Source organism: Pseudomonas lyxosi (genome assembly GCF_047758685.1).
GTDB lineage: Bacteria > Pseudomonadota > Gammaproteobacteria > Pseudomonadales > Pseudomonadaceae > Aquipseudomonas > Aquipseudomonas lyxosi.
The window spans coordinates 1,997,346-2,022,464 of record NZ_CP180481.1 but is presented as its reverse complement, the minus strand read 5'-3'; the positions used below and the strand labels follow the sequence as shown (position 1 = coordinate 2,022,464).

At 60.4% G+C, this 25,119-nt stretch carries 21 protein-coding genes and 1 riboswitch; of the genes, 6 read left to right on the top strand and 15 right to left on the bottom strand.

The window, feature by feature from the left end; genetic code table 11:
- The first annotated feature begins 11 nt into the window (after nt 1–11).
- Nucleotides 12–827 (top strand): rhodanese-like domain-containing protein, encoded by an 816-nt coding sequence (locus ACMXYI_RS09425; protein ID WP_415773011.1) that lies wholly within the window; start codon nt 12–14, stop codon nt 825–827.
- Nucleotides 828–845: 18 nt separating this feature from the next.
- Nucleotides 846–1,706 carry an archaetidylserine decarboxylase gene (gene asd, locus ACMXYI_RS09420; RefSeq protein WP_415773010.1) on the top strand — a complete coding sequence of 287 codons (861 nt, stop codon included), beginning with the start codon at nt 846–848 and terminating at the stop codon, nt 1,704–1,706.
- Nucleotides 1,707–1,762: 56 nt separating this feature from the next.
- On the opposite strand, the gene ACMXYI_RS09415 is transcribed toward asd, so the two are convergent.
- Nucleotides 1,763–1,948 (bottom strand): hypothetical protein, encoded by a 186-nt coding sequence (locus ACMXYI_RS09415; RefSeq protein ID WP_415773009.1) that lies wholly within the window; start codon nt 1,946–1,948, stop codon nt 1,763–1,765.
- A gap of 214 nt (nt 1,949–2,162) precedes the next feature.
- Here ACMXYI_RS09415 and ACMXYI_RS09410 point away from each other — a divergent pair, with 214 nt between their 5' ends.
- Nucleotides 2,163–3,941 carry a molecular chaperone gene (locus tag ACMXYI_RS09410; protein ID WP_415773008.1) on the top strand — a complete coding sequence of 593 codons (1,779 nt, stop codon included), beginning with the start codon at nt 2,163–2,165 and terminating at the stop codon, nt 3,939–3,941.
- Between the two features lie 137 nt (nt 3,942–4,078).
- Here the strand turns inward: ACMXYI_RS09410 and serB are convergent, their stop codons facing one another.
- Nucleotides 4,079–5,293, bottom strand: coding sequence for a phosphoserine phosphatase SerB (serB, locus tag ACMXYI_RS09405; protein ID WP_415773007.1), 1,215 nt, complete (start codon nt 5,291–5,293; stop codon nt 4,079–4,081).
- A 135-nt stretch (nt 5,294–5,428) separates the two neighbouring features.
- Between serB and ACMXYI_RS09400 the strand changes: the two genes are divergently transcribed.
- Entirely contained in the window at nt 5,429–6,961 is a 1,533-nt protein-coding gene (locus ACMXYI_RS09400; RefSeq protein WP_415773006.1) for an AhpA/YtjB family protein, read from the top strand.
- 256 nt (nt 6,962–7,217) lie between these two features.
- On the opposite strand, the gene ACMXYI_RS09395 is transcribed toward ACMXYI_RS09400, so the two are convergent.
- The 9 genes from ACMXYI_RS09395 to ACMXYI_RS09355 all read right to left on the bottom strand — a co-directional run bounded on the left by ACMXYI_RS09395 (nt 7,218) and on the right by ACMXYI_RS09355 (nt 16,658).
- Nucleotides 7,218–7,931 (bottom strand): PqiC family protein, encoded by a 714-nt coding sequence (locus ACMXYI_RS09395; RefSeq protein ID WP_415773005.1) that lies wholly within the window; start codon nt 7,929–7,931, stop codon nt 7,218–7,220.
- 176 nt (nt 7,932–8,107) lie between these two features.
- Nucleotides 8,108–10,375 carry a DNA topoisomerase IV subunit A gene (parC, locus tag ACMXYI_RS09390; RefSeq protein WP_415773004.1) on the bottom strand — a complete coding sequence of 756 codons (2,268 nt, stop codon included), beginning with the start codon at nt 10,373–10,375 and terminating at the stop codon, nt 8,108–8,110.
- Nucleotides 10,376–10,382: 7 nt separating this feature from the next.
- A complete protein-coding gene (locus ACMXYI_RS09385; RefSeq protein WP_415773003.1) occupies nt 10,383–10,907 on the bottom strand; it encodes a retropepsin-like aspartic protease family protein in 525 nt (174 codons plus the stop codon).
- Entirely contained in the window at nt 10,904–11,893 is a 990-nt protein-coding gene (locus tag ACMXYI_RS09380) for an esterase-like activity of phytase family protein (RefSeq protein WP_415773002.1), read from the bottom strand. Before ACMXYI_RS09380 ends, ACMXYI_RS09385 begins: the two co-directional genes overlap by 4 nt.
- Complete coding sequence (parE, locus tag ACMXYI_RS09375) at nt 11,893–13,797, bottom strand: DNA topoisomerase IV subunit B (RefSeq protein ID WP_046045699.1); 1,905 nt, start codon at nt 13,795–13,797, stop codon at nt 11,893–11,895. The genes ACMXYI_RS09380 and parE overlap by 1 nt, the downstream gene beginning before the upstream one ends.
- Nucleotides 13,798–13,851: 54 nt before the next feature.
- On the bottom strand, nt 13,852–14,460 hold the full coding sequence (locus ACMXYI_RS09370; RefSeq protein WP_008153348.1) for a YqiA/YcfP family alpha/beta fold hydrolase: 609 nt from the start codon (nt 14,458–14,460) through the stop codon (nt 13,852–13,854).
- A 63-nt stretch (nt 14,461–14,523) separates the two neighbouring features.
- Nucleotides 14,524–15,339: a 3',5'-cyclic-AMP phosphodiesterase gene (cpdA, locus tag ACMXYI_RS09365; RefSeq protein ID WP_415773001.1), complete on the bottom strand. Its 816-nt coding sequence runs from the start codon at nt 15,337–15,339 to the stop codon at nt 14,524–14,526.
- A gap of 258 nt (nt 15,340–15,597) precedes the next feature.
- Complete coding sequence (locus tag ACMXYI_RS09360) at nt 15,598–16,050, bottom strand: DUF1249 domain-containing protein (protein ID WP_008153350.1); 453 nt, start codon at nt 16,048–16,050, stop codon at nt 15,598–15,600.
- Nucleotides 16,041–16,658 (bottom strand): NUDIX domain-containing protein, encoded by a 618-nt coding sequence (locus ACMXYI_RS09355; protein ID WP_415772999.1) that lies wholly within the window; start codon nt 16,656–16,658, stop codon nt 16,041–16,043. The genes ACMXYI_RS09360 and ACMXYI_RS09355 overlap by 10 nt, the downstream gene beginning before the upstream one ends.
- 228 nt (nt 16,659–16,886) lie before the next feature.
- Between ACMXYI_RS09355 and ACMXYI_RS09350 the strand changes: the two genes are divergently transcribed.
- Entirely contained in the window at nt 16,887–17,633 is a 747-nt protein-coding gene (locus ACMXYI_RS09350; RefSeq protein WP_415772998.1) for an RsiV family protein, read from the top strand.
- Here ACMXYI_RS09350 and cytX read toward each other — a convergent pair.
- Both cytX and thiC read right to left on the bottom strand, forming a co-directional pair.
- Nucleotides 17,602–18,894, bottom strand: coding sequence for a putative hydroxymethylpyrimidine transporter CytX (gene cytX / locus ACMXYI_RS09345; RefSeq protein WP_415772996.1), 1,293 nt, complete (start codon nt 18,892–18,894; stop codon nt 17,602–17,604). The genes ACMXYI_RS09350 and cytX overlap by 32 nt on opposite strands.
- A 145-nt stretch (nt 18,895–19,039) precedes the next feature.
- Complete coding sequence (gene thiC, locus ACMXYI_RS09340; protein WP_415772994.1) at nt 19,040–20,929, bottom strand: phosphomethylpyrimidine synthase ThiC; 1,890 nt, start codon at nt 20,927–20,929, stop codon at nt 19,040–19,042.
- Nucleotides 20,930–21,092: 163 nt separating this feature from the next.
- Nucleotides 21,093–21,198: riboswitch (TPP riboswitch) on the bottom strand.
- A 192-nt stretch (nt 21,199–21,390) separates the two neighbouring features.
- Between thiC and ACMXYI_RS09335 the strand changes: the two genes are divergently transcribed.
- Nucleotides 21,391–22,824, top strand: coding sequence for a TolC family outer membrane protein (locus ACMXYI_RS09335; RefSeq protein WP_415772992.1), 1,434 nt, complete (start codon nt 21,391–21,393; stop codon nt 22,822–22,824).
- A gap of 72 nt (nt 22,825–22,896) precedes the next feature.
- Here the strand turns inward: ACMXYI_RS09335 and waaA are convergent, their stop codons facing one another.
- Both waaA and ACMXYI_RS09325 read right to left on the bottom strand, forming a co-directional pair.
- Nucleotides 22,897–24,174 (bottom strand): lipid IV(A) 3-deoxy-D-manno-octulosonic acid transferase, encoded by a 1,278-nt coding sequence (waaA, locus tag ACMXYI_RS09330; protein ID WP_415772990.1) that lies wholly within the window; start codon nt 24,172–24,174, stop codon nt 22,897–22,899.
- Between the two features lie 11 nt (nt 24,175–24,185).
- Entirely contained in the window at nt 24,186–25,088 is a 903-nt protein-coding gene (locus tag ACMXYI_RS09325) for a LysR family transcriptional regulator (protein WP_415772988.1), read from the bottom strand.
- Nucleotides 25,089–25,119 lie beyond the last annotated feature (31 nt).

Genomic DNA, 25,119 nt, shown 5'->3' with positions numbered 1-25,119 from the left:
GGAGACCTCACATGTCTGACTTCTCTGGCTTGCCGCTGGTGATCGAGCCGAGCGACTTGCTCGCCCGTCTCGACTCCCGCGAACTGATTCTGGTGGACCTGACCAGCAGCGCCCGCTATGCCGAAGGGCATATCCCCGGTGCGCGTTTTGTCGATCCGAAGCGCACGCAACTCGGTCACGCACCTGCGCCGGGACTGATGCCGCCGCAAGCGGCGCTCGAAGCGTTGTTCGGTGAGCTGGGACACAACCCCGATGCAGTCTACGTGGTCTATGACGACGAAGGCGGCGGTTGGGCCGGGCGCTTTATCTGGCTGCTGGATGTCATTGGCCACAGCAAGTACCACTATGTCGACGGGGGCCTGAAGGCCTGGCTGGCAGAGGGCTTGCCCATGTCGATCCAGATCCCGGCAGCGGTCGGCGGCCCGGTTGCGTTGACCTTGCACGACGAACCCACCGCCACCCGCGAGTATCTGCAAAGCCGTCTCGGCGCCGCCGACCTGGCGATCTGGGACGCACGCGGGCCGCTGGAGTACTCCGGCGAGAAAGTCCTGGCGGCCAAGGCCGGGCACATTCCCGGCGCGGTCAATTTCGAATGGACCGCGGGCATGGATCAGGCGCGCAACCTGCGCATCCGCACCGACATGCCGCAGATCCTGGAAAAGCTCGGGATCAGCAAAGACAAAGAAGTGATTACCCACTGCCAGACTCACCATCGTTCTGGCTTCACCTATCTGGTGGCCAAATCCCTCGGTTATCCGCGGGTCAAAGGCTACGCCGGTTCCTGGGGCGAATGGGGCAACCACCCCGATACGCCCGTAGAGATTTAAGGTTTTTAAGGACAGTTAATGAATAAGCGTTTGTTTATCCTCAGCCAATACCTGCTGCCCCATCACCTGCTGTCACGACTGGCCGGCTGCATTGCCGAATGCCGCGTGCGCTGGTTCAAGAACGCCTTCACCGCCTGGTTCGCCAAGCGATATCAGGTGGATATGTCGCAGGCGCTGGTCGAAGACCTGACCGCCTACGAGCACTTCAATGCGTTCTTCACTCGCGCCTTGAAAGACGGTGCTCGCCCGCTGGATGAAACGCCAGGCGCGATCCTCAGCCCGGCCGACGGTGCGATCAGCCAACTCGGCCCGATCGAACACGGTCGTGTGTTCCAGGCCAAGGGCCACAGCTTCAGCGTGCTGGAATTGCTGGGCGGCGACGCTGCCAACGCAGCGCCATTCATGGGCGGTGATTTCGCGACGATTTATCTGTCGCCGAAGGACTACCACCGCGTGCACATGCCGCTGGCCGGCACCTTGCGCGAGATGGTCTACATCCCGGGCCGGATCTTCTCAGTCAACCAGACCACCGCCGAAAACGTTCCGGAATTGTTCGCCCGCAACGAGCGTGTGGCGTGCATTTTCGACACCGAGCGCGGGCCGATGGCCGTGGTGTTGGTGGGGGCGATGATCGTTGCGTCGATCGAAACCGTTTGGGCCGGGTTGGTCACGCCGCCAAAACGCGAGCTGAAAACCTTCCGCTACGACGAAGCCGCCCGTGCGCCGATCCATTTGGAGAAAGGTGCAGAACTGGGTCGGTTCAAACTGGGCTCGACCGCTGTCGTGTTGTTCGGGCCTGATCAAGTGAAGTGGGCTGAAGAGCTGGCGGCGGGTTCGCCGGTGCAGATGGGCCAAGGCATGGGCCTGGCAAAAGCCTGATCCCCTGATCCGACCTCGCGAACGTCTTCGCGGGGTCGGACATTTCGGTGGTGCCGTTACTCTATCTGTCCACGGAAGCCGATCGGCCCTTCGTTGGCGTAGGTATTGGTGCCGGTGAAACTCTTCCCGCCATCGCCCGATTTGATCTCGATCGCGACAACGTTTTGGTTGTCCCGCGCGCCTAGCGTCCAGTCTCCGCCCGGATGCCAGGGTGCCGAACTACCGCCCCATTGATTTGCCACTACCTATCTAGACATAAACTTCATCTCCTTGAAGTTACAAAGAGACCTGCCCTGCGTAGGCAGCAGGCCGTACGACTGTGCGTATCCAGTCGCACGACTGTCAGATTAGTAGTACGCCCGGAGGGCACTCGACTGACAGACAAACGGTAGAAACCCATAGCTGCTACAGTCAGATCATTCACTGCCCATTTACCGGTTGGAGTTTTTCCACGGCATGAATGAGACCAGCCCCCACCTGCTGCTACGCGCGCCCATCCCGACGCAGTTGCGCCTGTCGTTCTGTGAAGCCACCCCGCGTGATCTCAAGCGCTGGATCGCCAATCTACCCAAAGCCAACATCGGCGAAACCGCTCGCCAGCTCTATCAATGCTTGAGCGAACTCAACCAGCTGCTCACGCCCAGCGACAATCGCCTGCAATTGCTCGAACTGCTGCGACCCGAGGTGTATTACGTCTGCAAACACCTTGAGCAGCATTTCCTGCATCAGTCGATTGCCCTCGACGAGCGTTCCCGCAAGATCGCCAACCTCTGCCAGGCGCTGCAAAGTCACTTGGCCATTGGTTATAAACAGATCGTCGTGCGCATCACACCGAAGTTCAGCAAGGACTGTGCGCCGCTGCTGACCCAGGCGCTGCAACGGGCGATCCATTGCCTGAACGGGCCGCTGATTCGCGCTACCAAACTTTATTGCCCAGTGCCGGAAGGCCTGTGGCTGGAGCTGCATCAGCTCTATCGGATCGCCTGCGCGCACCGGCTCCAGCACACCAGCCTGCGCGATGAGCTGGCCAGCCAGACGCAAACCCTGAGCATCGAACAGACTTACGTGGTCGCCTTGCTGCTGGGCGCCTCACGCTGCAATCAACTGCGCCAGCACCAAATTGCCCGCGTTGCTGAGGTGCTGGAGCCCTGGAGCCAATGGATCAAGCTGCAACCCGGCAAACCGGCCACCGGGCTGTTTGCCGTCGCGCCAGACCTCGACACCGGACCGCGTTACCGCACCAAGTTCCGGGCCGAGCAGCAAGAGAGCTTATTGGGGATTGATCCGCAGCCGTTGGTCGCGGCGATTGAAGCTCATTTGCACAAAAACGACAGTTCATCACCACTGCCCGTGCCGACAGGGTTAACCCTGGATACGTTGCAACACCTTCATGCCGCCTGGGGCCAGACTGCCGAGCGCAGTTTCCAGCGCACCGTCGGCCAAGGCACGTTGACCCTGTGCATAGGCATGAGCGCGCTGCACTTTTATCTGGGTGGGCAACGCTCATTCAGCGACATCCTGAAAAACCACGGCGCCCGGCCTGCACAATTTTCGGTAACGTCAGTGACCGGCCGGGAAAAGGACCAATGGCACCAGGCCTTCGACGCTGCTCCCCAAGGCACTGCAGACACTCTATTGCCCTACGAAGAGATCGAATACCCGCAGCTTCAGAATGACGACAGCCACGAAGCATCCGACCGCAATCAGCACTTCCCGACCCATGTCCTGTCAGTGGTCAATCACAGCCCCGGCGGTTACTGCCTGGCCTGGCCCGCCGCTGTGCCGGCCGAGTTACAGGCGGGTGAGATGGTCGGTATCGAGGATTCTGCCGGTCAGGGTTGGAGCATCGCGGTGGTGCGCTGGATCCGCCAGGTGCGCGGCGGTGGCACGCAGATGGGCGTCGAGCAGGTTGCGCCCTGCGCCGAGCCTTGCGGCCTGCAACTGGTGCGTACCCGTGATGACCATAGCCAATACCTTCGCGGTCTGTTGCTGCCGCAAATCAGCGCCATCGACGTGCCGGCCACCCTGCTCGCGCCGCGCCTGCCCTTTCAGGAGGGCAACAAGGTCATGATCAATACCCACGGCGAGGAACGCCGGGTCGGGCTGGAACGGCGAGTGGCGAGCACTAACAGTTTCAATCAGTTCGCCTACCGCCCACTGGAGACCGCCAGAAACGACAACGCCGCGGTGAGCGGCGCTGAGGAGGATTTTGATTCGTTGTGGAAGTCGTTGTGAGTCTGTGAATCCGCAGCGCGCCCATCGTCGGAACGCCGCCCGGACCAAGCTCGCTCCCACATTGGATCTGCGTCGAACAGAGATCACCTGTGGGAGCGAGCTTGCTCGCGATGAGGCCAGATCAGGCAATAAAGAACTCAGAGTTGCCCGTCGCGATCCCGGAAGCCCAGCAGATACAGCACGCCATCCAACCCAAGGGTGGAAATCGCCTGCTTCGCCGACTGTTTCACCAGCGGCTTGGCACGGAACGCCACGCCCAACCCGGCAATCGCCAGCATTGGCAAATCGTTGGCGCCGTCGCCGACCGCAATGGTCTGCTCCAGACGCAAACCTTCCTTGTGCGCCAACTCCTTCAGCAGATCCGCCTTGCGCTGCGCATCAACAATCGGCTCGACCGCCACGCCGGTGACCTTGCCGTCGACCACTTCCAGTTCATTGGCGAACACATAGTCGATACCCAACTTGGCCTGCAATTGCTTGGCGAAGTAGGTAAAGCCGCCCGACAGGATCGCGGTTTTGTAGCCCAGGCGCTTGAGTTCGGCGAACAGGGTTTCGGCACCTTCGGTCAGGCGCAGGGAGGCGCCGATGGAATCCAGTACGCTGACATCCAGCCCTTTCAACAAGGCCAGGCGCTCCTTGAAGCTGGCGCGGAAGTCCAGTTCGCCGGCCATCGCCCGCTCGGTGATCGCAGACACCCGATCGCCCACACCGGCAGCCTTGGCCAGTTCGTCGATCACTTCGGCTTCGATCAGCGTCGAGTCCATGTCGAACACCGCCAGACGGCGGTTACGGCGGAACAGCGAATCTTCCTGGAAGGCGATGTCGACGTTCAATTCCTGCGCGACGCTGAGGAATTCGGCCCGCAGCGCTTGCGGATCAGCCGCTTCACCACGCACGGAAAACTCGATGCAGCCCTTGCCCTGATCGGCCGGGGTGTCCAGCGGCATGCGCCCGGACAGACGATCGATGTGGTCGATGTTCAGGCCATATTTGGCGGTGATCGAACTCACGGCCTGCAATTGCCCGGCGGTCACTTTGCGGGTCAGCAGGGTCACGATGTGGCGTTTCTTGCCCTGATTGCCAACCCACTGCTGGTAATCCTCTTCGGACACCGGCGTGAAACGCACCTGCTGGTCGAGCTTGTACGCCGTGAACAGGATGTCCTTGAGCACCGACTTGCCTTGCTCGGTGTCAGGAATTTCAACCAGGATGCCGAACGACAAGGTGTCGTGGATCACCGCCTGACCAATGTCGAGAATGTTCACACCACCCTGGGCCAGAACGCCGGTAATGGCCGCAGTCAGACCCGGACGGTCGACTCCCGTGATGTTTATCAGGACGATTTCGCGCAAGGCGCACCCCCGCAGGTGGAAAAAAACCGCATTCTACCCACTTTCAGTGACCATCGGGCACCGTGAGCGCTTTGACGGTCTAGGGCCTGTCGCTATACTGCGCGTCAACTTCACGGACAAAAGAGCCGAGCTCAAGTGAACCGGCCCACGCCAGTAAAAACCGATAACTTCTTTCTGCTGATCTTCCGTGCACTGCGCCACCGCCGTGTACCGATTGCATTGCGCATCGCCAGCCATAACGTGATCCTGGTCGCTCTGGCCCTGGTGATCTATGCCTGTGTGATGGGTTTGCAGTTCAAGCAGGCCATGCACGAGCAGGCGGATGCGCTGGGCGAAAGCCTGACCACCCAGACTGCCACGTCCGCCACGGAGCTGTTGGTGTCCAACGACATCCTCAGCCTCAACGTGCTGCTCAACAACCTGACCAAAAACAAGCTGGTGGCTCACGCCGCCATCTACAGCGTGGATAACCGCATCCTCGCCGAAGCCGGTCAGCGCCCCAAGCATAGCCTGCTGGGCGAAGCCGAAGGCATGTACCAGAGCAAGATCACTTTCCAGGATGTGACCGCCGGGCAACTGCGCATCAGCCTGGACATGGATCAGTTCCAGCAGCCGATGACCATCAGCCTGCAAAGCATGGGCATTTTGAGCGCGATTCTGCTGGCGCTGTCCCTGGCCTTGAGCCTGCGCCTGGGTCGGCACATCTCCACGCCGCTGCTGCAATTGCGGGTGTGGCTGCGCAATATCGACGAATACACCCCGGCCACCGAGCGTCAGGATGAGATCGGCGACCTGGCCCGTCAGCTGCACGCCGACTTCGCGCCAGAGCCCGCCGAGCCGGAACCCGTTCCCGAGCCCGAATACGACGAAAGCGACTACGAAGACGCGGACGATAACGAGCCAACCTTCGAAGTGCGCAATTTGCGTGACCCGAGTTTCGATGAAACCAAGCCCGTGGCCGGCCTCAAACCTGCGCCACGGCGCATTGTCAGCACCGTTGAAGACGATGATGACGACGATGCGTTTGCTGACTTGCGTGATGAATCAGCTTCGACCGCGCCGAAACCGGTAGCAAAACCGCAAATATCGAACGTGCCGCAGCACAGCGCGGTGCTGGCCGTGCAACTGGGCGCTCAGGATCAACTGCGTCGTCTGCCCCGCACACGCCTGGAAGAACTGCTCAAACGCTATCGCGACTGCCTCGATCAGGCCGCCTCGCTCTACCAGAGCGAGCTGCACACCCTGAACGATGGCAGCACGCTGATGCTGTTCCACACCGAAGACAGCGGCGACGACTACCTGACCAACGCCATCTGCTGCGGTGAGTTGTTGCGGGCTCTGGGCCATCAGTTGCAGATCGAAGTCGCCGACAGCGGCATCACCCTGCAATTGCAACTGGGCCTGACCCTGGGTGATGAGCTGTTCGGCCTGAGCCAGATTGATCTGCTGCTGACCGAAACCGCTCAGGATGCGCTGGCCCTGTCGCAACACAGCCGCAACCTGCTGCTGGTGGAGCGCAAGATCGGTGACGACGCGCTGATCCGCCAGCGCGCACGAATCCGACCGATCGCAAGCCCGGAAGGCGCTTGTTGCGTAGAGCGACTGATGGAGCCTTATCCGTCGATGCTCGAGCGGCAACTGGCGCGGATGCATGAACGTCGGGCGTAAATAGCCCCGTTATGAAAAAGCCCGCAGACGAGTAATCGTCGGCGGGCTTTTTTTTGATCGTTCCCACGCTCTGCGTGGGAATGCCTCCAGGGACGCTCCGCGTTCCAGCCTCGCCGCCTATACCAAGTCCTGACACCGATGTGACGCAGAGCGTCACGGGCTGCATTCCCACGCAGAGCGTGGGAACGATCTTCTCCTGCGAGCAGAAACAACAAAGCCCGCACATGGCGGGCTTTGTTCTTGGATCAATCCAGGCTTAGAACCTGAACACTTCCATATCGGTCCGGATCGGCGAAGCCATCGGGATCTTCGGCTGTTTCTCTTGCTCGGCTGCCGGCGCGACAGGCTTGGCAGCCGGTTTTTTTGGCGCTTCGGCAATCGGCGGCTGATTGGCCAGCGGCTTGAGCGCCGTCGACAGTTGCTCGGCCAGACGCTGCAGCAATACACCCTGCGCCTGAACCTGAGCCGCCGTGCCACCGGCATGCTGTTCCTGCAGGTGAATGATGCGGTTATCCCTAACCTGGCCACGACGGTCGATCAGACGCCATTGCGCATCAAGGATCGCCGGTTGCGCCTCACCCGAGTCCAGGCGAGTAATCGTCAGAAGAACCTGCACATCCGGCGTGAAGCCCACTGTCGCTGGCGCCAGCACCACGCGCTGGCTGTCCAGATGACCGGCGACCTGACGCAGCAGCAGTTGATCGATATCCGACGACAGGCTACCCGCCCAACGACCATCAGTCGCAGCTTGCAGGCTGCCATCCGGCTGTCGCTGCAACAACGTTTCGCGCTGCAGGTAATCGGCGACCGTTACCGGACCCAGCAATACAGCCATGCCCGCGCTTTGCGCAGGCTGAGCCGGACTTCCGCTGTCCAGCTGATACAGCGACACCGGTTGGTGAACGCTGCAACCCGCCAGGCCAAGAACGCCAGCGAGCATCAAAATAAAAGGAAGGCGCAGAGCAGTCATCGTCCCATCCAGGTGGTTGCCACAAGGCTAACCACAGTGAAAATACTCAATAAATATGAAGAACGCTCGGCCACGCCGGCGCTTGAAAGGCCATATCATCCGTGAATATGCGTTCCGACTCCAGCGGCAAAGCGTCGATCTACGCGTTAAATCGTAGATCGAGCGCTCTAGGACGCTTAATTGAGGTTTTCGACGAGCAGCGCATCTACCCTCTGAAAGCCACGTGGCAGTTTGTTACCACGACGTCCACGCTCACCTTTGTAGTGTTCGAGGTCGTCCGCTTTCAGTGACAAGGTACGTTTTCCGGCCTGCAGCACCAACGTGGCGCCATCCGGCAATACGGCGATGTCCGTGACATATTCTTCGCGACTGGCGACACGCTCACCGGAGATCCCGATGATCTTGTTGCCTTTGCCCTTACCTAATTGTGGCAGATCGCTGATTTTGAAGATCAGCAGGCGACCTTCGGTGGTCACCGAAGCCAGCCAGTTTTGCTCACGATCAGCCACTGGACGCGGCAGAATCACCTTGGCGTTGTTCGGCAGGCTCAACAGCGCCTTGCCCGCCTTGTTCTTGGCTTGCAGGTCTTCACCCTTGACCACGAAACCGTAACCGGCGTCAGAAGCAATCACGTACAGCGAATCGTCTTCCGGCATCAGTACGCATTCGAAGCTCGCCCCTGGTGGCGGCGTCAGACGACCGGTCAGCGGTTCGCCCTGGCCACGGGCCGATGGCAGCGTGTGCGCAGCCACCGAATAGCTGCGACCGGTGGAATCGATAAACACCGCAAACTGGTTGGAGCGTCCGGGCGCCAAGGCCTTGAAACCATCCCCGGCCTTGTAGGAAAGCCCGGTGGCGTCGATTTCATGCCCCTTGGCGGAACGAACCCAGCCTTTTTCCGACAGAACGACGGTTACTTTCTCGTTCGGCAGCAGATCGTGCTCGGTCAACGCCTTGGCTTCTGCGCGCTCGACGATTGGCGAGCGACGGTCGTCGCCGTAGGTTTCGGCATCCTTGATCAGCTCGGTGCGGACCAGTTTTTTCAGCTTGGCTTCGCTGCTCAGCAGGGCTTGCAGCTTGGCCTGTTCCTTGAGCAGCTCATCCTGCTCGGCACGCAGCTTCATTTCTTCCAGTCGCGCCAACTGACGCAAACGGGTGTCGAGAATGTAGTCGGCCTGGATTTCGCTCAGGGCGAAACGTTCGATCAGCGCAGCTTTCGGGTGCTCCTCGGTGCGGATGATGTGAATCACTTCATCCAGATTGAGGTAGGCAATCAACAAACCGTCCAACAGGTGCAGGCGACGCTCGACCTTGTCGAGGCGGAATTGCAGGCGACGACGCACGGTCTGCACCCGGAACTCCAGCCACTCGACCAGCAATGCCCGCAGGTTTTTCAGCTGCGGCTTGCCGTCGAGGCCGATGATGTTGATGTTGACCCGGTAGCTCGACTCCAGCTCGGTGCTGGCGAACAGGTGCTGCATCAGCGCGTCATGGTCAAAGTTTTTGCGGGCGCCCGGAATAATCACGATCCGGCACGGGTTTTCGTGGTCGGACTCGTCTCGCAGGTCAGCGATCTGCGGGGCCTTGGACGGTTTGGCCTGCATCATGGCCGCGATCTGTTCCAGCACCTTGGCGCCAGACACCTGATGCGGCAGCGCGGTGACAATGATGTCGCCGTCTTCAATGTGGTAGACGGCGCGCATACGCACCGAGCCCTTGCCGGTTTCGTACATTTTCAGCAGGTCGGCACGCGGCGTGATGATTTCCGCTTCGGTCGGGTAATCCGGGCCCTGGATGTGTTCGCAGAGCTGTTCGACCGTGGCTTTCGGCTCATCGAGCAAACGCACGCATGCCGTGGCGACTTCGCGCAGGTTGTGCGGCGGTACGTCGGTGGCCATGCCCACGGCAATGCCGGTGGTGCCGTTGAGCAGGATGTTCGGCAAACGCGCCGGCAACACCAGCGGCTCGTCGAGCGTGCCGTCGAAGTTCGGGCCCCAGTCCGCTGTGCCCTGGCCCAGTTCGCTGAGCAGCACTTCGGAATAACGCGACAGCCGCGCTTCGGTGTAACGCATGGCGGCGAAGGACTTGGGATCATCTGGCGCACCCCAGTTACCCTGGCCGTCGACCAGCGTGTAGCGGTAGCTGAACGGCTGGGCCATCAGGACCATGGCTTCGTAGCAGGCCGAATCGCCGTGCGGGTGGAATTTACCGAGCACGTCACCGACGGTACGCGCCGACTTCTTGTGCTTGGAATCGGCGTCCAGCCCCAACTCGCTCATCGCGTAGATGATGCGCCGCTGTACCGGTTTCAGGCCGTCGCCGATATGCGGCAAGGCACGGTCCATGATCACGTACATGGAGTAGTTGAGGTAGGCATTTTCGGTGAAGTCAGCCAGTGACCGGCGTTCTACACCGTCCAGGCTGAGATCAAGGGAGTCGCTCATGCGGGCCTCATCGGTTCGTTGTCTGGCGCAGCAGCATGGTGCCACCGCGCTGGGTAAATTCAAGTTTGTTCAGCGCGCTCATTCCGAGCAGCACTTGCTTGCCATCCAGGCCTGGCACGACGAGGGCGCGCACATCACGCAGCACAATGTCGCCCAGTTGCAGCCGGTCGATGCGGGTTCGGTAACCCTGGGTACGACCATTGGCCGTGCTCAGGGTCACCCCAAAGCCTTTTTCCAGTTTCAGCCGTTCGGCCATTTCCGCCGGGATCGACACATCGGTCGCCCCGGTATCGAGCATGAAATCCACCGGCTGACCGTTGATCTGGCCGCTGGCGACGAAATGACCCTGTGTGTTGCTGGCCAGTTTCACTTCGATAAAACCTTCGCCCTGCTCAGAGCTGACGACGGTGTTGGGGTTCTGCTGACGCGCCTCCCACTGACCGAAAAACCGCGTCGCCAGAAACAGCGCCGCGCACCAGGCCAGCACCATAAATACCCGACCGGCGCGTTTGCCCGGCGGCTGCTGACTCATGACTTGGCACTCCAGCCACCTTCAGGTGCGGCAAAGCGCCAGACGATCGGACGTTCCTCGCCATCGGCGCGGGCATCGTTGTTGTTGTCGGTGCCGATCCACGCGCCCTCGGCGTCAACAATCAACGCTTCGGTCAGGCCGTAAGGATTTGAATAGCGGCGATGCGCCTGCAAGGCTTCATCGGCAAACGACCAGCAGCGCTCGACCTTGGCCGTCACCGAATCACGGCGGCAGATCTGGTAAGCGTTGCGCTCAAGGGTAAACAGCTTGCCGTTGAACAGCGACAGGTCGGAAAAGTCTCGGGACACTGCTTTGGCTCGGGGAAACTGCGCCGGCTGCATTTCTTTCCCGGCTTCGCTCAGCAACACACAGCCACCATCGCAATCCCATACCGTTTGTTTGCGCTTGATCAGCAACAATCCACGGCTTTGACGCTCGGCGGCAAGCCACAATTGATCACCCGCCGGATTGATCGCCAGGCCCTCGAACAACGCATTGAAGTGCAGCAGCATGCCGCTGGCCCGGGCTTCGCGAATCAGAATCGGCGAGATCTTCAGCCAGGACGATGGCCCAACGGGTGGCACTTGCAGAATCGCGGCGTGGGACTCGCTGACGATGTAGCGATTACCGGCGCTGTCGCAGGTGATGCCTTCAAAATCCAGATCCCCGCCACGGACAAACGACGCCACCCAGGTCCGCGAACGCAAGCCCCAGGGCAAACCGCTGTCTGGCACCGGTGGTACGCCGATGCCCACGGTTTCGGCTTGCCATACCCTTTCGCGGGTATCGAGCCGGTAAATCTGATCGTCGTCGCGATCCGACACCGTCCACATATCCTTGCCACACTGGGCCAGCCCGGACAGGTTGCCGCCGCGCATACCGTCAACGGGATGCTCGGACAACAGGCGCAGTTCCGGCACCGGTTCGGCAAACACCGAAACCGAGGTCAAAAGTAACGCACACGCCAGGGCAAAGCCAACCCGCATCAGCCAAGAACCTCGGCGAGGTTGCCTTTGGATTCCAGCCAGGATTTGCGGTCACCGGCGCGTTTCTTCGCCAGCAGCATGTCCATCATTTCCGAGGTCGCTTCAAAATCGTCTAGCGTCAGCTGCACCAGACGCCGAGTGTTCGGGTCCATGGTGGTTTCGCGCAGCTGCGGCGGGTTCATTTCGCCCAGACCTTTGAATCGTGTGACCTGCGGCTTGCCGCGTTTCTTCTCGGCCACCAGACGGTCGAGGATGCCATCGCGCTCGGCTTCGTCCAGGGCGTAGTAAATCTCTTTACCCAGGTCGATACGGTACAACGGCGGCATCGCGACGTAGACGTGACCGGCATCCACCAACGGGCGGAAATGCTGGACGAACAACGCGCACAGCAAGGTGGCGATGTGCAGACCGTCGGAGTCGGCGTCGGCGAGGATGCAGATCTTGCCGTAACGCAGCTGAGCGATGTCCGCCGAGCCCGGATCGACACCGATGGCCACGGCGATGTTGTGCACTTCCTGGCTGGCCAGCACTTCGCTGCCGTCGACTTCCCAGGTGTTCAGAATCTTGCCGCGCAATGGCAGGATCGCTTGAAATTCTTTATCCCGCGCCTGCTTGGCCGAACCGCCGGCGGAATCACCTTCCACCAGGAACAGCTCGGAACGCATCGGGTCCTGCCCGGCGCAGTCGGCGAGCTTGCCCGGCAGTGCCGGACCCGCAGTGATGCGCTTGCGCTCGACCTTCTTGCTGGCCTTCAGACGACGACCGGCATTGTTGATCGCCAGTTCCGCCAGCAGCATGCCGGTTTCCGGGTTGGCGTTGAGCCACAGGCTGAACGCGTCCTTGACCACACCGGAAACGAATGCAGCCGCTTCGCGGGACGACAGACGCTCTTTGGTCTGGCCGGAGAATTGCGGCTCTTGCATCTTCATCGACAGCACGAAAGCGATGCGTTCCCAGACGTCTTCCGGCGCCAGCTTCACGCCACGTGGCAGCAGGCTGCGGAATTCGCAGAATTCGCGCATCGCATCGAGCAAGCCCTGACGCAGACCGTTGACGTGGGTACCGCCCTGCGCTGTCGGGATCAGGTTGACGTAGCTTTCCTGAACGCTGTCGCCACCTTCCGGCAACCACAGCAGGGCCCAATCGACCGCTTCTTTGTTACCGGCCAGGCTGCCGCAGAACGGCTCGTCCGGCAGACGCTCGAATCCGTTGACCGCGTCCACCAGATAGGAGCGCAGGCCGTCTTCGTAATGCCATTCGACTTTCTCGCCGGTGGCCTTGTCTTCAAAACTGACCAGCAGCCCCGGGCACAGAACGGCCTTGGCCTTGAGTACGTGCTTGAGACGGCTGATGGAGAATTTCGGCGAATCGAAGTATTTCGGGTCCGGCGCGAAGAACACGCTGGTACCCGTGTTGCGCTTGCCGACGGTACCAATGATTTCCAGCTCGGTTTTCTTGTAACCGTCAGCGAAAGTCATCTGGTATTCGTTGCCGTCACGCTTTACACGCACCCGGACTTCGTTCGACAAGGCGTTGACCACGGAAATACCCACCCCGTGCAAACCGCCGGAGAACTGGTAGTTCTTGTTGGAAAACTTGCCGCCCGCATGGAGCTTGGTGAGGATCAGCTCGACGCCCGACACGCCTTCTTCGGCGTGGATATCCACCGGCATGCCGCGGCCGTCATCGCTGACTTCCAGGGAGTGATCGGCGTGCAGGATGACCTGCACCGAGGTCGCGTGCCCGGCCAAGGCTTCGTCGACGCTGTTGTCGATGACTTCCTGGGCGAGGTGGTTCGGCCGACTGGTGTCGGTGTACATGCCGGGGCGTTTGCGCACCGGGTCGAGGCCCGAGAGGACTTCGATGGCGTCTGCGTTATAAGAGCTAGCGCTGGGAGTGGCCATGGGGTCTCGTCGTCCGCCTGTAAAAAAAGTGTTCTGTGAAAAAGAGGCGACGGTTCACAGTGCTGTGAAATCGATCGCCTGATACAAATCTGCGCCGATGCCGGCAAAACTCAGCATTGCCGGCAATTGCTCGGCAAAACCCTGGAAGCTATGGTCGCCGCCGGCCTGGATGCGCAAGGCACAGGCCCGGTAATACTGCTGGGCGAGGCGATAGTCCAGCGTTTCGTCGCCGGTCTGCAACCACACCTGATATCGCTGCGGGTCCTGGGGCGCCGGCACTTCCAGCTCGGCCAGGGCCGTCACGTGGTCGTGGGTCAATTCCCAGGCCTCATCGGTATACAGGTTTTTCTGCGTCCCCAGATACCCGTCGAACATCCGGTGCGGACTGACGGCAGGGTTGATCAACAGGGCCTTGAGGCCATGGCGTTCGGCCAAGTGAGTCGCATAGTAGCCGCCGAGTGAGCTGCCGACCAGCAGTGGCCGCCCAAGCTCCTCAATCGCCTTGTTTAGCTGACCGATGGCCTCGCGCGGATGGTGATGCAAGGCCGGGACGCGCAACTGATCGCTCAAGCCCAGACGCTCCATCACTTGTACCAACTGCGTGGCCTTTTTAGACGAAGGCGCGCTGTTGAAACCGTGTATATAAAGGATCGAACCAGACATTTGAGCTCCCTGTGCGTCGGGTAAAGAGGCGCAGTTTACAGGGAGTCGGGGGAATCGGGGATATCAGTAGCCGTTGGAGCCGTAGTCGACCTGAAAGTCGAAACCCGTAACGCGTTCCACGCCGGTTTCGAGCTGGCCATCCGGCAGAAGCCGCAACCAGCGATACCCCGGTGCCTGGTCACTGACCTTGAAATCATCACTGCCCGGTTCGAACTGAATACACGTCGAAGGCGAGGCAATCAGCCGCACACCCTTGCGATCCTGATCGATCTCTTGGTGCACATGTCCCCATAAGACAGCGCGCACCTGCGGAAACCGATCCAGCACTGCAAACAAAGCGTCTGGATTGCGCAATCCAATGGGCTCCATCCACGCACACCCGATCGACACCGGATGATGATGGAAGCACACCAGATGATGGCGCTCCGGCGCCTCACTCAACGAACGGGCCAGCAACTGTAGCTGCTCATCTTGCAAATACCCCGGCACCGAACCCGGCACTGCCGAATCGAGCAACGTGACGCGCCAGTTACCGACATCCACCACCGGCTCCAGCAACGCACTCTGCACGGCAGCCTCAGCCATGATCCGCGGCTCATCATGATTACCGGGAATCCAGCGCGCCGGCGCATCGAGCTGGCGCGTCAGGTCGCGAAACAGTTGATAGGACTCCAGCGTCCCGTCCTGAGACAGATCGCCACTGGCAATGATCAGGTCGATCTGCGGCTGCTGAAGCCGCACCAGCTCGATGACTTTTTGCAGACTGTCCCGGGTATTCATGCCCAACAACGTCCCGTCCGTCTCGGCAAACAGATGACTGTCGGAAAGTTGCACCAGCAACGCCGAATCGGCGGTGGTCAAAATGGATACGCTTGGCAAGGCGTTCTCCCAAGGCTGAATCACGGGATGGATGAGTGCCGCAATTATGCTGGGGGATGATCAAAAGGGGAAACTTGTGAACCTGACGCAGTTCACACTCAGCGCCCTATCTCCCAAATATGCTCTTTTTTTGGCGAGTGGTCATTGTCGTCAGGCAAGGCGCCGCGACGACTCATAGCTGGCTATGGGGAGGAGCGGCAACGCAGCATGGCGACAATGAACACCGCCAAAAATGAGCATATTTGGGAGATAGGGCGCTCAGCGCACAACGGCGTACTCGTGTCCGCAGGCCAGGCAATGGCTCAGCCATTCGCCCAGAAACATATTCAGCTGGGCCTTTTCGTCCGGCTGATGCATTGAGGCATTCGGGTAAGGATAGATGCCGCGAAAGCGTCGCGCATGTTCGGCGCTGACCACTTCGGCCATGCACGCATCGTGATAGACCTGAACTTCCAGCTGCGGCACCGGCAGCCACGGCAGGCTGTGTTCCTGGCGCACTTGCAGGGTTGTGGTGTACGGACAGACCTGCAGCACTTCAAGGGCGAGCACGCCGAGCATCTGGTCGCCATGAGTCACGGCAATACGCCGCGCCTCCGGCTCGTTGCGCATGTCCGGCAACAGTCGCATCAGGCGCGCGTAGTTGGCCTCGCAGGAGGCTTGCAGCCCCACGAGGTCGACCCTATAGCGATCGCGCAGTTTGTTTACGACCATAACCCCCTCACTTCAGCGCGGTTCAAAGCTAACCATTGCAAGGCAATGATGCTGGCCGCGTTGGCAATTCGTCCGTCGCGTACGGCCTGCAGGGCATCTTCTAACGCCCAGACCGTGACGCGGATATCTTCTGCTTCTTCCTCCAGCCCATGCAGGCCGCCGACGCCGGTGCTGTCGCAACGCCCCAGGTACAAGTGCACAAATTCATTGCTGCCGCCCGGCGATGGAAAGTATTTGGTCATCGGCCAGAGCGCCCCGAACACAAGCCCAGCTTCCTCCTGCGCTTCGCGGTGAGCAACTTCTTCCGGCACTTCATCCTTGTCGATCAGACCGGCGACCAGTTCGATCAGCCATGGATTGTCGGTCTTGCCCATGGCGCCGACGCGAAACTGCTCGATCAACACCACTTCATCGCGCTGCGGATCGTAAGGCAGTACGCACACCGCATCGTGGCGAACAAACACTTCACGATTGATCTCGCGACTCATGCCACCGGCGAACAATTCGTGACGCAAGTGCACACGATCGAGCTTGTAGAAGCCCTCATAGCACTTTTCGCGCCGAACGATATCAACGGCGGTCGGAATGGCGTTGGCAAAATCAGTCATGACAATCCTCTTTACTGCAAATCCGTTACGAGGCTCCTTTTTGTTACTTGCAACCTCGACTTCGCGCCATCCTAACGCGCCCGCGACATTTGATGCAGCCCCTTTACAGTCAGCGGGATAGACGGTGAGGGTGAAACCAACTCTAATTAGCTTAGTGGCGAACTGACTGCTTCGTTGAGAGTCGAAGCGGATAACTTTTTGCCTTTCCCTGTTTTATGAAGGACGCCCATGTCGCTTTTTAAAATCGCCTCCGTGGCTGCAATCGCCCTGACCCTGGGCGCCTGCCAGAGTTTGTTCCAACCCAACTACCGGACGCCGCTGGAAACCACCCGCGACGCTTCCGAACAGCTGAAACCGGGTTGCACAACACCTGACTGCCCGCTGGTGAACATCGATACGCTGCGCTTCCCGGCCGAACCACAGCTGGACGGCATCATCGAAAAACGCCTGCTGCAAATGACCCGCACCTCGCCCGACGCCCCGGTGGCGCCGACGCTGGCAGCGTATCGCGAGCAATTTTTGAGCAGTGCCGGTCCGCGTAGCAGCAGTTACCTGCAAGCCAAGGTACGTGAGCAGCATGACGGCTTGGTGATCGTTGAATTCTCCAGCTACCTGGACACCGGCGGTGCCCATGGCACGCCGGGCCGCAGCTTCATCAACTATTCACGCCAGCAACACAAAGTGCTGACGCTGTCGGACATGTTGGTGCCGGGGCAGGAAGAGGCGTTCTGGAAAGCCGCGCAGGTGGCGCACAACAGTTGGCTGATCAGCACCAAGCTCGATCAGGAACCGGAGTTCCTGAAGGAGTGGCATTTCCAGAAAACCCAGAACGTGGCACTCACCTATGGCGGGGTGATCCTCAAGTACGAAACCAGCACCATCGCGCCTTACGCGCTGGGTCACGTCGAACTGAAGATCCCCTACCCTCGCCTGAACGGCATTATCAAACCCGAGCTGTTTCCTGGCCGTAACTGAAGGCCCGACCCAGCACGAGTTGCAGCAGCCCTGCCAGAATCAGTGACGGCAGGGTTGCGCCGATATCCGGATACAGATTAGCCAGCAAATGATAGGTGCTCACCCCGCCCAACCAGGCGAGCAACGCCGGCCAGCGCAATGCGGCTGACGCCACGCGAGCACTGCGTTTGCGCAGGATGAAGTGATCCACCAGCACCACGCCGAACAGCGGCGCAAACACCGAACCGATCAACAGCAGGAAGTTTTGATACTGGGCCAATGGCGCCAGGCACGCGATCAGTGTGCAGATCACGCCGATGGCCAAGGCCAGATGCTCGACTTTCAAGCGCAACAGAATCCCGCTCGAAACCGCTGCCGAGTGAATATCGGCAAAGGCGTTTTCCGACTCATCCAGCAGGATCAGCAGCAGCGGAATCCCCAAACCGGCACCGGCCAATGCCAACAGCAAGGCATTCACTTCACCGCTCGGCGCGAACGCCAGGGTGTAGGCCACGCCGAGGCTCATCAGCCAGAAGTTACCGATAAAGAAACCCAGCGCCGTGCCGCCAAACACGTTTTTCGCACGCTTGCCGAAACGCGAGTAGTCGGCAATCAGTGGCAGCCAGGACAGCGGCATGGCGATGGCAATGTCGAAGCCCACGGCGAACGACATCGAACCGTCACCGGCCTGCGCCCACAACGCCGCCAGATCAGCCTTGGCGAACAGGTTCCAGGTCAGCCAGATGCACGCGGCCAGCAGCAACCAGATGCCCCACTTGCGCAGGATCTGCCGCACGAATGTCAGCGGACCACTGACGGCCAGCAAGGTCGCCAAACCACCAAAGAACACGGTCCACAGCAGCGGATTCGACAGCAGACTGCCTTCGCTGAAGGCACGCGCGCCGAGCAGGCTGGCGGCGTCGCGCATGACGATGATTTCAAACGAGCCCCAACCGATCAGTTGCAGCAGGTTCAGCACGGCCGGCAGGCTCGCCCCATGTTTGCCGAGGCTGAGTTTGAGTGCGGTCATCGATGACAGGCCGGTGTCGCTGCCGATCACGCCGACCGCGGCCAGCAGCAGAACGCCGACCAGCGTGCCGAGGAAGATGGCCAGCAACGAGCCGGACAGGCCCAGACCTGGCGCGAGCAATGCACCGGTCTGCAGGACCATCAGGCCGATGCCGAGGGAGAACCACAGGGAAAACAAATCGCGGCCGCCGAAGACACGCTTGTCTTTGGGCACCGCGATATCAGGGGAATAAGTGCTGGGTTGAATGCTCAAGGGTGTTATCTCAGAGGGACATTTGTTGTGATCGTTCCCACGCTCCGCGTGGGAATGCAGCCCGGGACGCTCCGCGTCCCAAAGCGTGACGCAGAGCGTCACAAGAGGCATTCCCACGCGGAGCGTGGGAACGATCAGTACGGGATCAAACCTTCTTGTACAGCTGACTGCCTTCCTGTTTGAACCGCTCGGCCTGTTCCGCCAATCCCTGGGCGACTTCGGCGTCGACGGTTTCGATGCGCTGGTTGGCCGCGTATTCGCGAACTTCCTGAGTGATCTTCATCGAACAGAATTTCGGTCCGCACATGGAGCAGAAGTGCGCAACCTTGGCCGAATCCTTCGGCAGGGTCTCATCGTGATACGAACGAGCGGTGTCCGGATCAAGGCCCAGGTTGAACTGGTCTTCCCAACGGAATTCGAAACGCGCCTTGCTCAAGGCATTGTCGCGGATCTGTGCCCCCGGATGCCCTTTTGCCAGATCGGCGGCATGGGCGGCGATCTTGTAGGTGATGATCCCGGTCTTCACGTCATCCTTGTTCGGCAGACCCAAGTGTTCCTTCGGCGTCACGTAGCAGAGCATCGCGCAACCGAACCAGCCGATCATCGCCGCACCGATACCCGAGGTGATGTGGTCGTAGCCTGGCGCGATGTCAGTGGTCAGCGGGCCGAGGGTGTAGAACGGCGCCTCGTCACAGCACTCAAGCTGCTTGTCCATGTTCTCTTTGATCAACTGCATCGGCACGTGGCCCGGGCCTTCGATCATGCACTGCACGTCGTGTTTCCACGCGATTTTGGTCAGCTCGCCGAGGGTTTCCAGCTCACCGAATTGTGCCGCGTCGTTGGCGTCGGCGATCGAGCCCGGACGCAGGCCATCGCCCAGCGAGAAGCTGACGTCGTAGGCCTTCATGATTTCGCAGATGTCTTCGAAATGGGTGTAGAGGAAGTTCTCTTTGTGGTGCGCCAGGCACCACTTCGCCATGATCGAACCACCACGGGAAACGATACCGGTCACGCGTTTGGCAGTCAGCGGTACGTAACGCAACAGCACGCCGGCGTGGATGGTGAAGTAGTCGACGCCCTGCTCGGCCTGTTCGATCAGCGTGTCGCGGAACAGCTCCCAGGTAAGGTCTTCGGCAGCGCCGCCGACTTTTTCCAGGGCCTGATAAATCGGCACCGTACCGATCGGCACCGGCGAGTTACGGATGATCCACTCGCGGGTTTCGTGAATATGTTTGCCGGTGGACAAGTCCATGACCGTGTCCGAACCCCAGCGAATGCCCCAGGTCAATTTCGCCACTTCTTCTTCGATGGACGAACCCAAGGCACTGTTGCCGATGTTGCCGTTGATCTTCACCAGGAAGTTACGGCCGATGATCATCGGTTCCAGTTCGGTGTGGTTGATGTTGGCCGGAATGATCGCGCGACCGCGGGCGATCTCTTCACGGACGAATTCGGGGGTGATGATTTTCGGCACGCTGGCACCGAAGCTGTGACCGGCGTGTTGCTGGTCCAGCAGGCCAGCGGCGCGCGCTACTTCAAGCTTCATGTTTTCGCGGATGGCGACGTATTCCATCTCGGCGGTGATGATGCCTTTGCGGGCGTAGTGCATCTGGCTGACGTTGGCACCGGCCTTGGCCCGGCGTGGGTTGTTCACGTGGGCGAAACGCAGCTTGGTCAGCTCCGCATCGGCGAGGCGTTCCTGGCCGAAGTTGGAACTCAGACCCGGCAGGCGCTCGGTGTCGCCACGGGATTCGATCCACGGCGAACGCACATCGGCCAGGCCTTTGCGCACGTCGATGATGACGTTGGGGTCGGTGTAGGGGCCCGAGGTGTCGTACACAACGACAGGCGCGTTGATCTCACCGCCGAAATCGGTCGGGGTCACATCAAGGCTGATTTCACGCATCGGCACGAGGATGTCCGGGCGAGAGCCCTGAACATAGATTTTTTGCGAGCGGGTAAACGGCTGAACCGATTGCTGATCGACTTGGGCCGAATCACTCAGGTTCGTAGTGTTTTTTAGTTTTATCGTCATCACGGGCTCTCCAAACACATCCAGGCAGTGGATTTTTGTCGGAGCGAACCTGTAATCGAATGGACGCACGGGAGCTGGGAAAACCAGCAGTGCTGCGCTCAGTGCTCGAGGGGTGTTCGATTGTCGAACAACATCCCGGACGAAGCACAAGAGGACTCGCCGGGTGACGAGAAATCTTGTTCCCTACGCAGGCGCTAACCTGATCAGGTTCAACGGGATCCGAAATTATTCGATCTCAGCCTCATAGCAAGGCACCCCGACAAGAACCCGGCCAGTCTAGACACAACTGGCTAAGAACGCCAACACCGAGGTAAACACCATGATGAATGGCGCAATTACAGGATTGTTGCCGCACGTGGGCGCAACTACACTCGCCATGCCATGCTGCGCCTTGACGCTGTATGGGCCGCGCCGTAGCCTTGGCGCTCAAATTATCAGCGTAATTTTTTAGGGATGGCCTCATGCTGCGCAAACTCTCACTGGCCCTTGCCGTGTCTTGTGCGTCCAATGGAATGGCCTGGGCAGCAGAAGCGCCCTTATCGACCAAGACCGATCTGGTCAGCGTCTACCAGGAAGCGGTGGACAACAACGCCGACCTGGCTGCCGCCCGCGCTCAGTACGGCGCCCAGAAAGAAGTCGTGCCCCAGGCTCGCGCCGGGCTGTTACCGAACATCTCTGGCGGTGCCCAGGTCGCCAACGTGCGCACCGACCTCGATCAACCGTCGGCCGTCGCCAATCGCAGTGCCCATTCCTATCAGGCGACCCTGGCCCAGCCACTGTTCCGTGCCGATCGCTGGTTCCAGTATCAGGCCGCCAAGGACGTCAACGAACAGGCTGCACTGCAGCTCTCGGCAACCGAGCAGAACCTGATCCTGCAAACGTCCGAAAGCTATTTCAACGTGCTGCGCAGCCAGGACAATCTGGCCTCGACCAAGGCCGAAGAAGCGGCGTTCAAACGCCAACTCGATCAGTCCAACGAGCGCTTCGACGTCGGCCTCTCGGACAAGACCGACGTGCTGCAATCGCAAGCCAGTTACGACACCGCGCGAGCCAACAGGATCGTCGCGCAGCGTCAGGTCGATGATGCGTTTGAAGCGTTGATCACCCTGACCAATCGTCAGTACAACTCGATCCAGGGTATCGTCCACACCTTGCCGATTCTGCCGCCGGCACCGAACGACGCCAAAGCCTGGGTCGACACCGCCGCCAAACAGAACCTGAATTTGCTGGCCAGCAACTACGCCGTCAGCGCCGCCGAAGAAACCCTCAAGCAGCGCAAGGCCGGTCACGCACCGACCCTGGATGCCGTGGCGAAATACGAGAAAGGTGACAACGACGCCATGGGTTTCAGCAACCCGAACGCCTTCGGTACGCCTTACGGCGGTAACGTCGAGCAACGCACGCTGGCGCTGCAATTGAGTATCCCGATCTACAGCGGCGGCCTGACCACTTCACAGGTTCGCGAGTCTTACTCGCGCCTGGATCAAACCGAACAACAGCGCGAGTCCCTGCGTCGGCAAGTGGTAGAAAACACCCGCAACCTGCACCGCGCGGTGAACACCGACGTGGAGCAGGTGCAGGCGCGCAAGCAGTCGATCATCTCCAACCAAAGTGCGGTGGAAGCGACCGAAATCGGTTATCAGGTGGGTACGCGAAACATCGTCGACGTGCTGGATGCGCAGCGTCAGCTGTACACCTCGGTGCGCAACTACAACAACACCCGCTACGACTACATCCTCGACAACCTGCGCTTGAAGCAGGCCGCGGGCACCTTGAACCCGGGGGATTTGCAGGACCTGGCGCGTTATCTCAAGGCCGATTACAACCCGGATAAAGACTTCCTGCCGCCGGATCTGGCGAAGGCGGCGGCGGATCAGCTTAAAGCCCGTCCTTAATTGTAGGAGCATGGCTTGCCCGCGATGGCGCCCTTGAAACCGCCATCGCGAGCAAGCTTTGCTCCTACAGGGTTAGCGCTGAATCAACCTGTCCAACCCATCCAGCAATCGCTGCAATGCGCCCTGATTGGTGCGCATCACTTCCAACCCCGCCTCTGCCATCCGCTGCGCATCGCGCGGCAACTCGAACAGCCGCTGCACTGCCAACGCCAACCCTTCGGCATCCTCCACTTCCTGCAACGCCCCGGCACTGCGCAGTTGCGCGGCAATTTCGAGGAAGTTAAACAGGTGCGGTCCGCTCAACACTGGTTTGGCCAGAGCGGCCGGTTCCAGCAGGTTATGCCCGCCGTTCGGCACCAGACTACCCCCAACAAAAGCGCTATCAGCCAAGGCATAAAGAAACAGCAACTCACCCATGGTGTCGCCCAGCAGCACCGAAGTGCCGGCGGTGACGGGTTCGCCAGCGGAACGACGGACCGTGGCGAAGCCCTGCTGCCGACACAACTCAAACACCGGGTTGAAACGCTCCGGATGGCGCGGCACCAGAATCAGCAACGCATCGGGATGATTGGCCAGCAACTGACGATGAGCCGCCAGCACCACGTCGTCTTCACCTTCGTGAGTACTCGCGGCGATCCACACCGGACGCTCCTGCGCCTGCCATTGCGCACGCAACTCGGCGGCACGCTGAAGCAGTGCCGGGTCGATGGTCAGGTCGAACTTGATCGAGCCGGTCACTTCCACGGTTTGCGAACGCGCACCCAAATCGCGGAAGCGCTGGGCCTCGGCCTCGGTCTGCACCGCGAACAGGCTCATCTCGGCGAGCATCGGCTGGGTCAGTTTGCCGAAGCGGCCATAGCCCTTGGCCGAACGCTCGGACAGTCGAGCGTTGGCCAGGGCCACGGGAATCCCGCGCCTGGCGCACTGATGGATATGGTTCGGCCAGAGTTCGGTCTCCATGATCACCGCCAGTTTCGGCTGGACCCGATCAAGGAATCGCTTCGCTGCGCAAGGCAAGTCGTAAGGCAAATAGCAGTGCTGGATGCGTGGCTCATTGGCGAACAGCGCGTGGATGCGCTCCGAACCGGTCGGGGTCATGCAGGTCACGGTGATGGGCAACTGTGGATAACGTTGCAGCAAGGCGCGAATCATCGGCGCCGCGGCAATGCTTTCGCCCACCGACACCGCGTGCACCCAGATGCCGCCCGTTTTCATCGCCGGTAACCCGACGGAGAAACGTTCGCCAATGCGCTTGGCGTACGCCGGCGCCTTGCGCGCCCGCAGCCAAAGCCGAATCGCTACCAATGGCAGCCCCAGGTAAAACAGCGCGGTGTAGAGAGTTCTATTCATGGCGGCGGAGTTTATCGGCTTTTTTCACCGATCGCCTGCAAGTGCACGGCAAAACGTTCCGCCAGCCAACGAGCTGCCGGCCCCAGAGGCTCATCGCGGCGCCAGACGAGCTCCACCACCAGCGCTGGCGGGGTCCATTCGCTGACCAGTTCGACCATCAGATCCTGATACGCCGGGTACTGCACCACGTGGCGCGGCAGCCAGGCCCAACCGAGACCGCGCACCAGCCATTCAGCCATCACGTAGAAACTGTCGGCCCGCCAGACTTGCGGGCTGGCCGGCTCGCTGCCGGGGTAAACACTCGACTGTGTGGACATCAGCAACTGACGATGCTGCGCCAGTTGCTGACAATCAACCTGAGCCTGTTTCGCCAGTGGGTGGCCGACGCCGCACACCGTGACCATTTCGACGCTGCCCAACACCCGCCGCTCGAGCGCTTCGGGAATCTGGTCGTGATAAAACAGCAGCCCCAGATCAGCTCGACGCTCCACCAGTTTGCGCGCCACATCGCCTTGGGCGGCGCTGGTCAGCTGTACTTCAAGGCTGGGAAATTGTTGAGCCAGGGCTTCGAAGCTTTCGATGATCGGCTGATAGGGCATCGCCTCATCCTGGGCCACACGCAAACGCGCCTCCTGGCCGCGCATCATGGCCAGCGCCCGACCGTTAAGGCGTTCGCACTGGCGCAGCACTTCCCGTGCCTCATCCAGCAATGCGTTACCGGCCTCGGTGAGCTTCGGCTGGCGGCCGCTGCTGCGGTCGAACAGGCTGACGCCCAGGTCCTCTTCCAGCAGCGCAATCGAACTGCTGACCGCCGACTGCGCCTTGCGCTGATCCCGCGCTACCGCAGAAAACGAACGCTGCTCCGCTACGCTGACAAACAGCCGCAGCTGCTCCAGATTCCATTGCGTGTTCATGGCTCAACCCATCTTCAGAACAGATAGGTAA

Bases quoted from the DNA above. Each gene is read 5' to 3' on its own strand.
- ACMXYI_RS09425 (WP_415773011.1), top strand. From the start codon at position 12: ATGTCTGACTTCTCTGGCTTGCCGCTGGTGATCGAGCCGAGCGACTTG.
- asd (WP_415773010.1), top strand. From the start codon at position 846: ATGAATAAGCGTTTGTTTATCCTCAGCCAATACCTGCTGCCCCATCAC.
- ACMXYI_RS09410 (WP_415773008.1), top strand. From the start codon at position 2,163: ATGAATGAGACCAGCCCCCACCTGCTGCTACGCGCGCCCATCCCGACG.
- ACMXYI_RS09395 (WP_415773005.1), bottom strand. From the start codon at position 7,931: ATGACTGCTCTGCGCCTTCCTTTTATTTTGATGCTCGCTGGCGTTCTT.
- parC (WP_415773004.1), bottom strand. From the start codon at position 10,375: ATGAGCGACTCCCTTGATCTCAGCCTGGACGGTGTAGAACGCCGGTCA.
- ACMXYI_RS09385 (WP_415773003.1), bottom strand. From the start codon at position 10,907: ATGAGTCAGCAGCCGCCGGGCAAACGCGCCGGTCGGGTATTTATGGTG.
- ACMXYI_RS09380 (WP_415773002.1), bottom strand. From the start codon at position 11,893: ATGCGGGTTGGCTTTGCCCTGGCGTGTGCGTTACTTTTGACCTCGGTT.
- parE (WP_046045699.1), bottom strand. From the start codon at position 13,797: ATGGCCACTCCCAGCGCTAGCTCTTATAACGCAGACGCCATCGAAGTC.
- ACMXYI_RS09370 (WP_008153348.1), bottom strand. From the start codon at position 14,460: ATGTCTGGTTCGATCCTTTATATACACGGTTTCAACAGCGCGCCTTCG.
- ACMXYI_RS09360 (WP_008153350.1), bottom strand. From the start codon at position 16,050: ATGGTCGTAAACAAACTGCGCGATCGCTATAGGGTCGACCTCGTGGGG.
- ACMXYI_RS09355 (WP_415772999.1), bottom strand. From the start codon at position 16,658: ATGACTGATTTTGCCAACGCCATTCCGACCGCCGTTGATATCGTTCGG.
- ACMXYI_RS09350 (WP_415772998.1), top strand. From the start codon at position 16,887: ATGTCGCTTTTTAAAATCGCCTCCGTGGCTGCAATCGCCCTGACCCTG.
- thiC (WP_415772994.1), bottom strand. From the start codon at position 20,929: ATGACGATAAAACTAAAAAACACTACGAACCTGAGTGATTCGGCCCAA.
- ACMXYI_RS09335 (WP_415772992.1), top strand. From the start codon at position 21,391: ATGCTGCGCAAACTCTCACTGGCCCTTGCCGTGTCTTGTGCGTCCAAT.
- waaA (WP_415772990.1), bottom strand. From the start codon at position 24,174: ATGAATAGAACTCTCTACACCGCGCTGTTTTACCTGGGGCTGCCATTG.
- ACMXYI_RS09325 (WP_415772988.1), bottom strand. From the start codon at position 25,088: ATGAACACGCAATGGAATCTGGAGCAGCTGCGGCTGTTTGTCAGCGTA.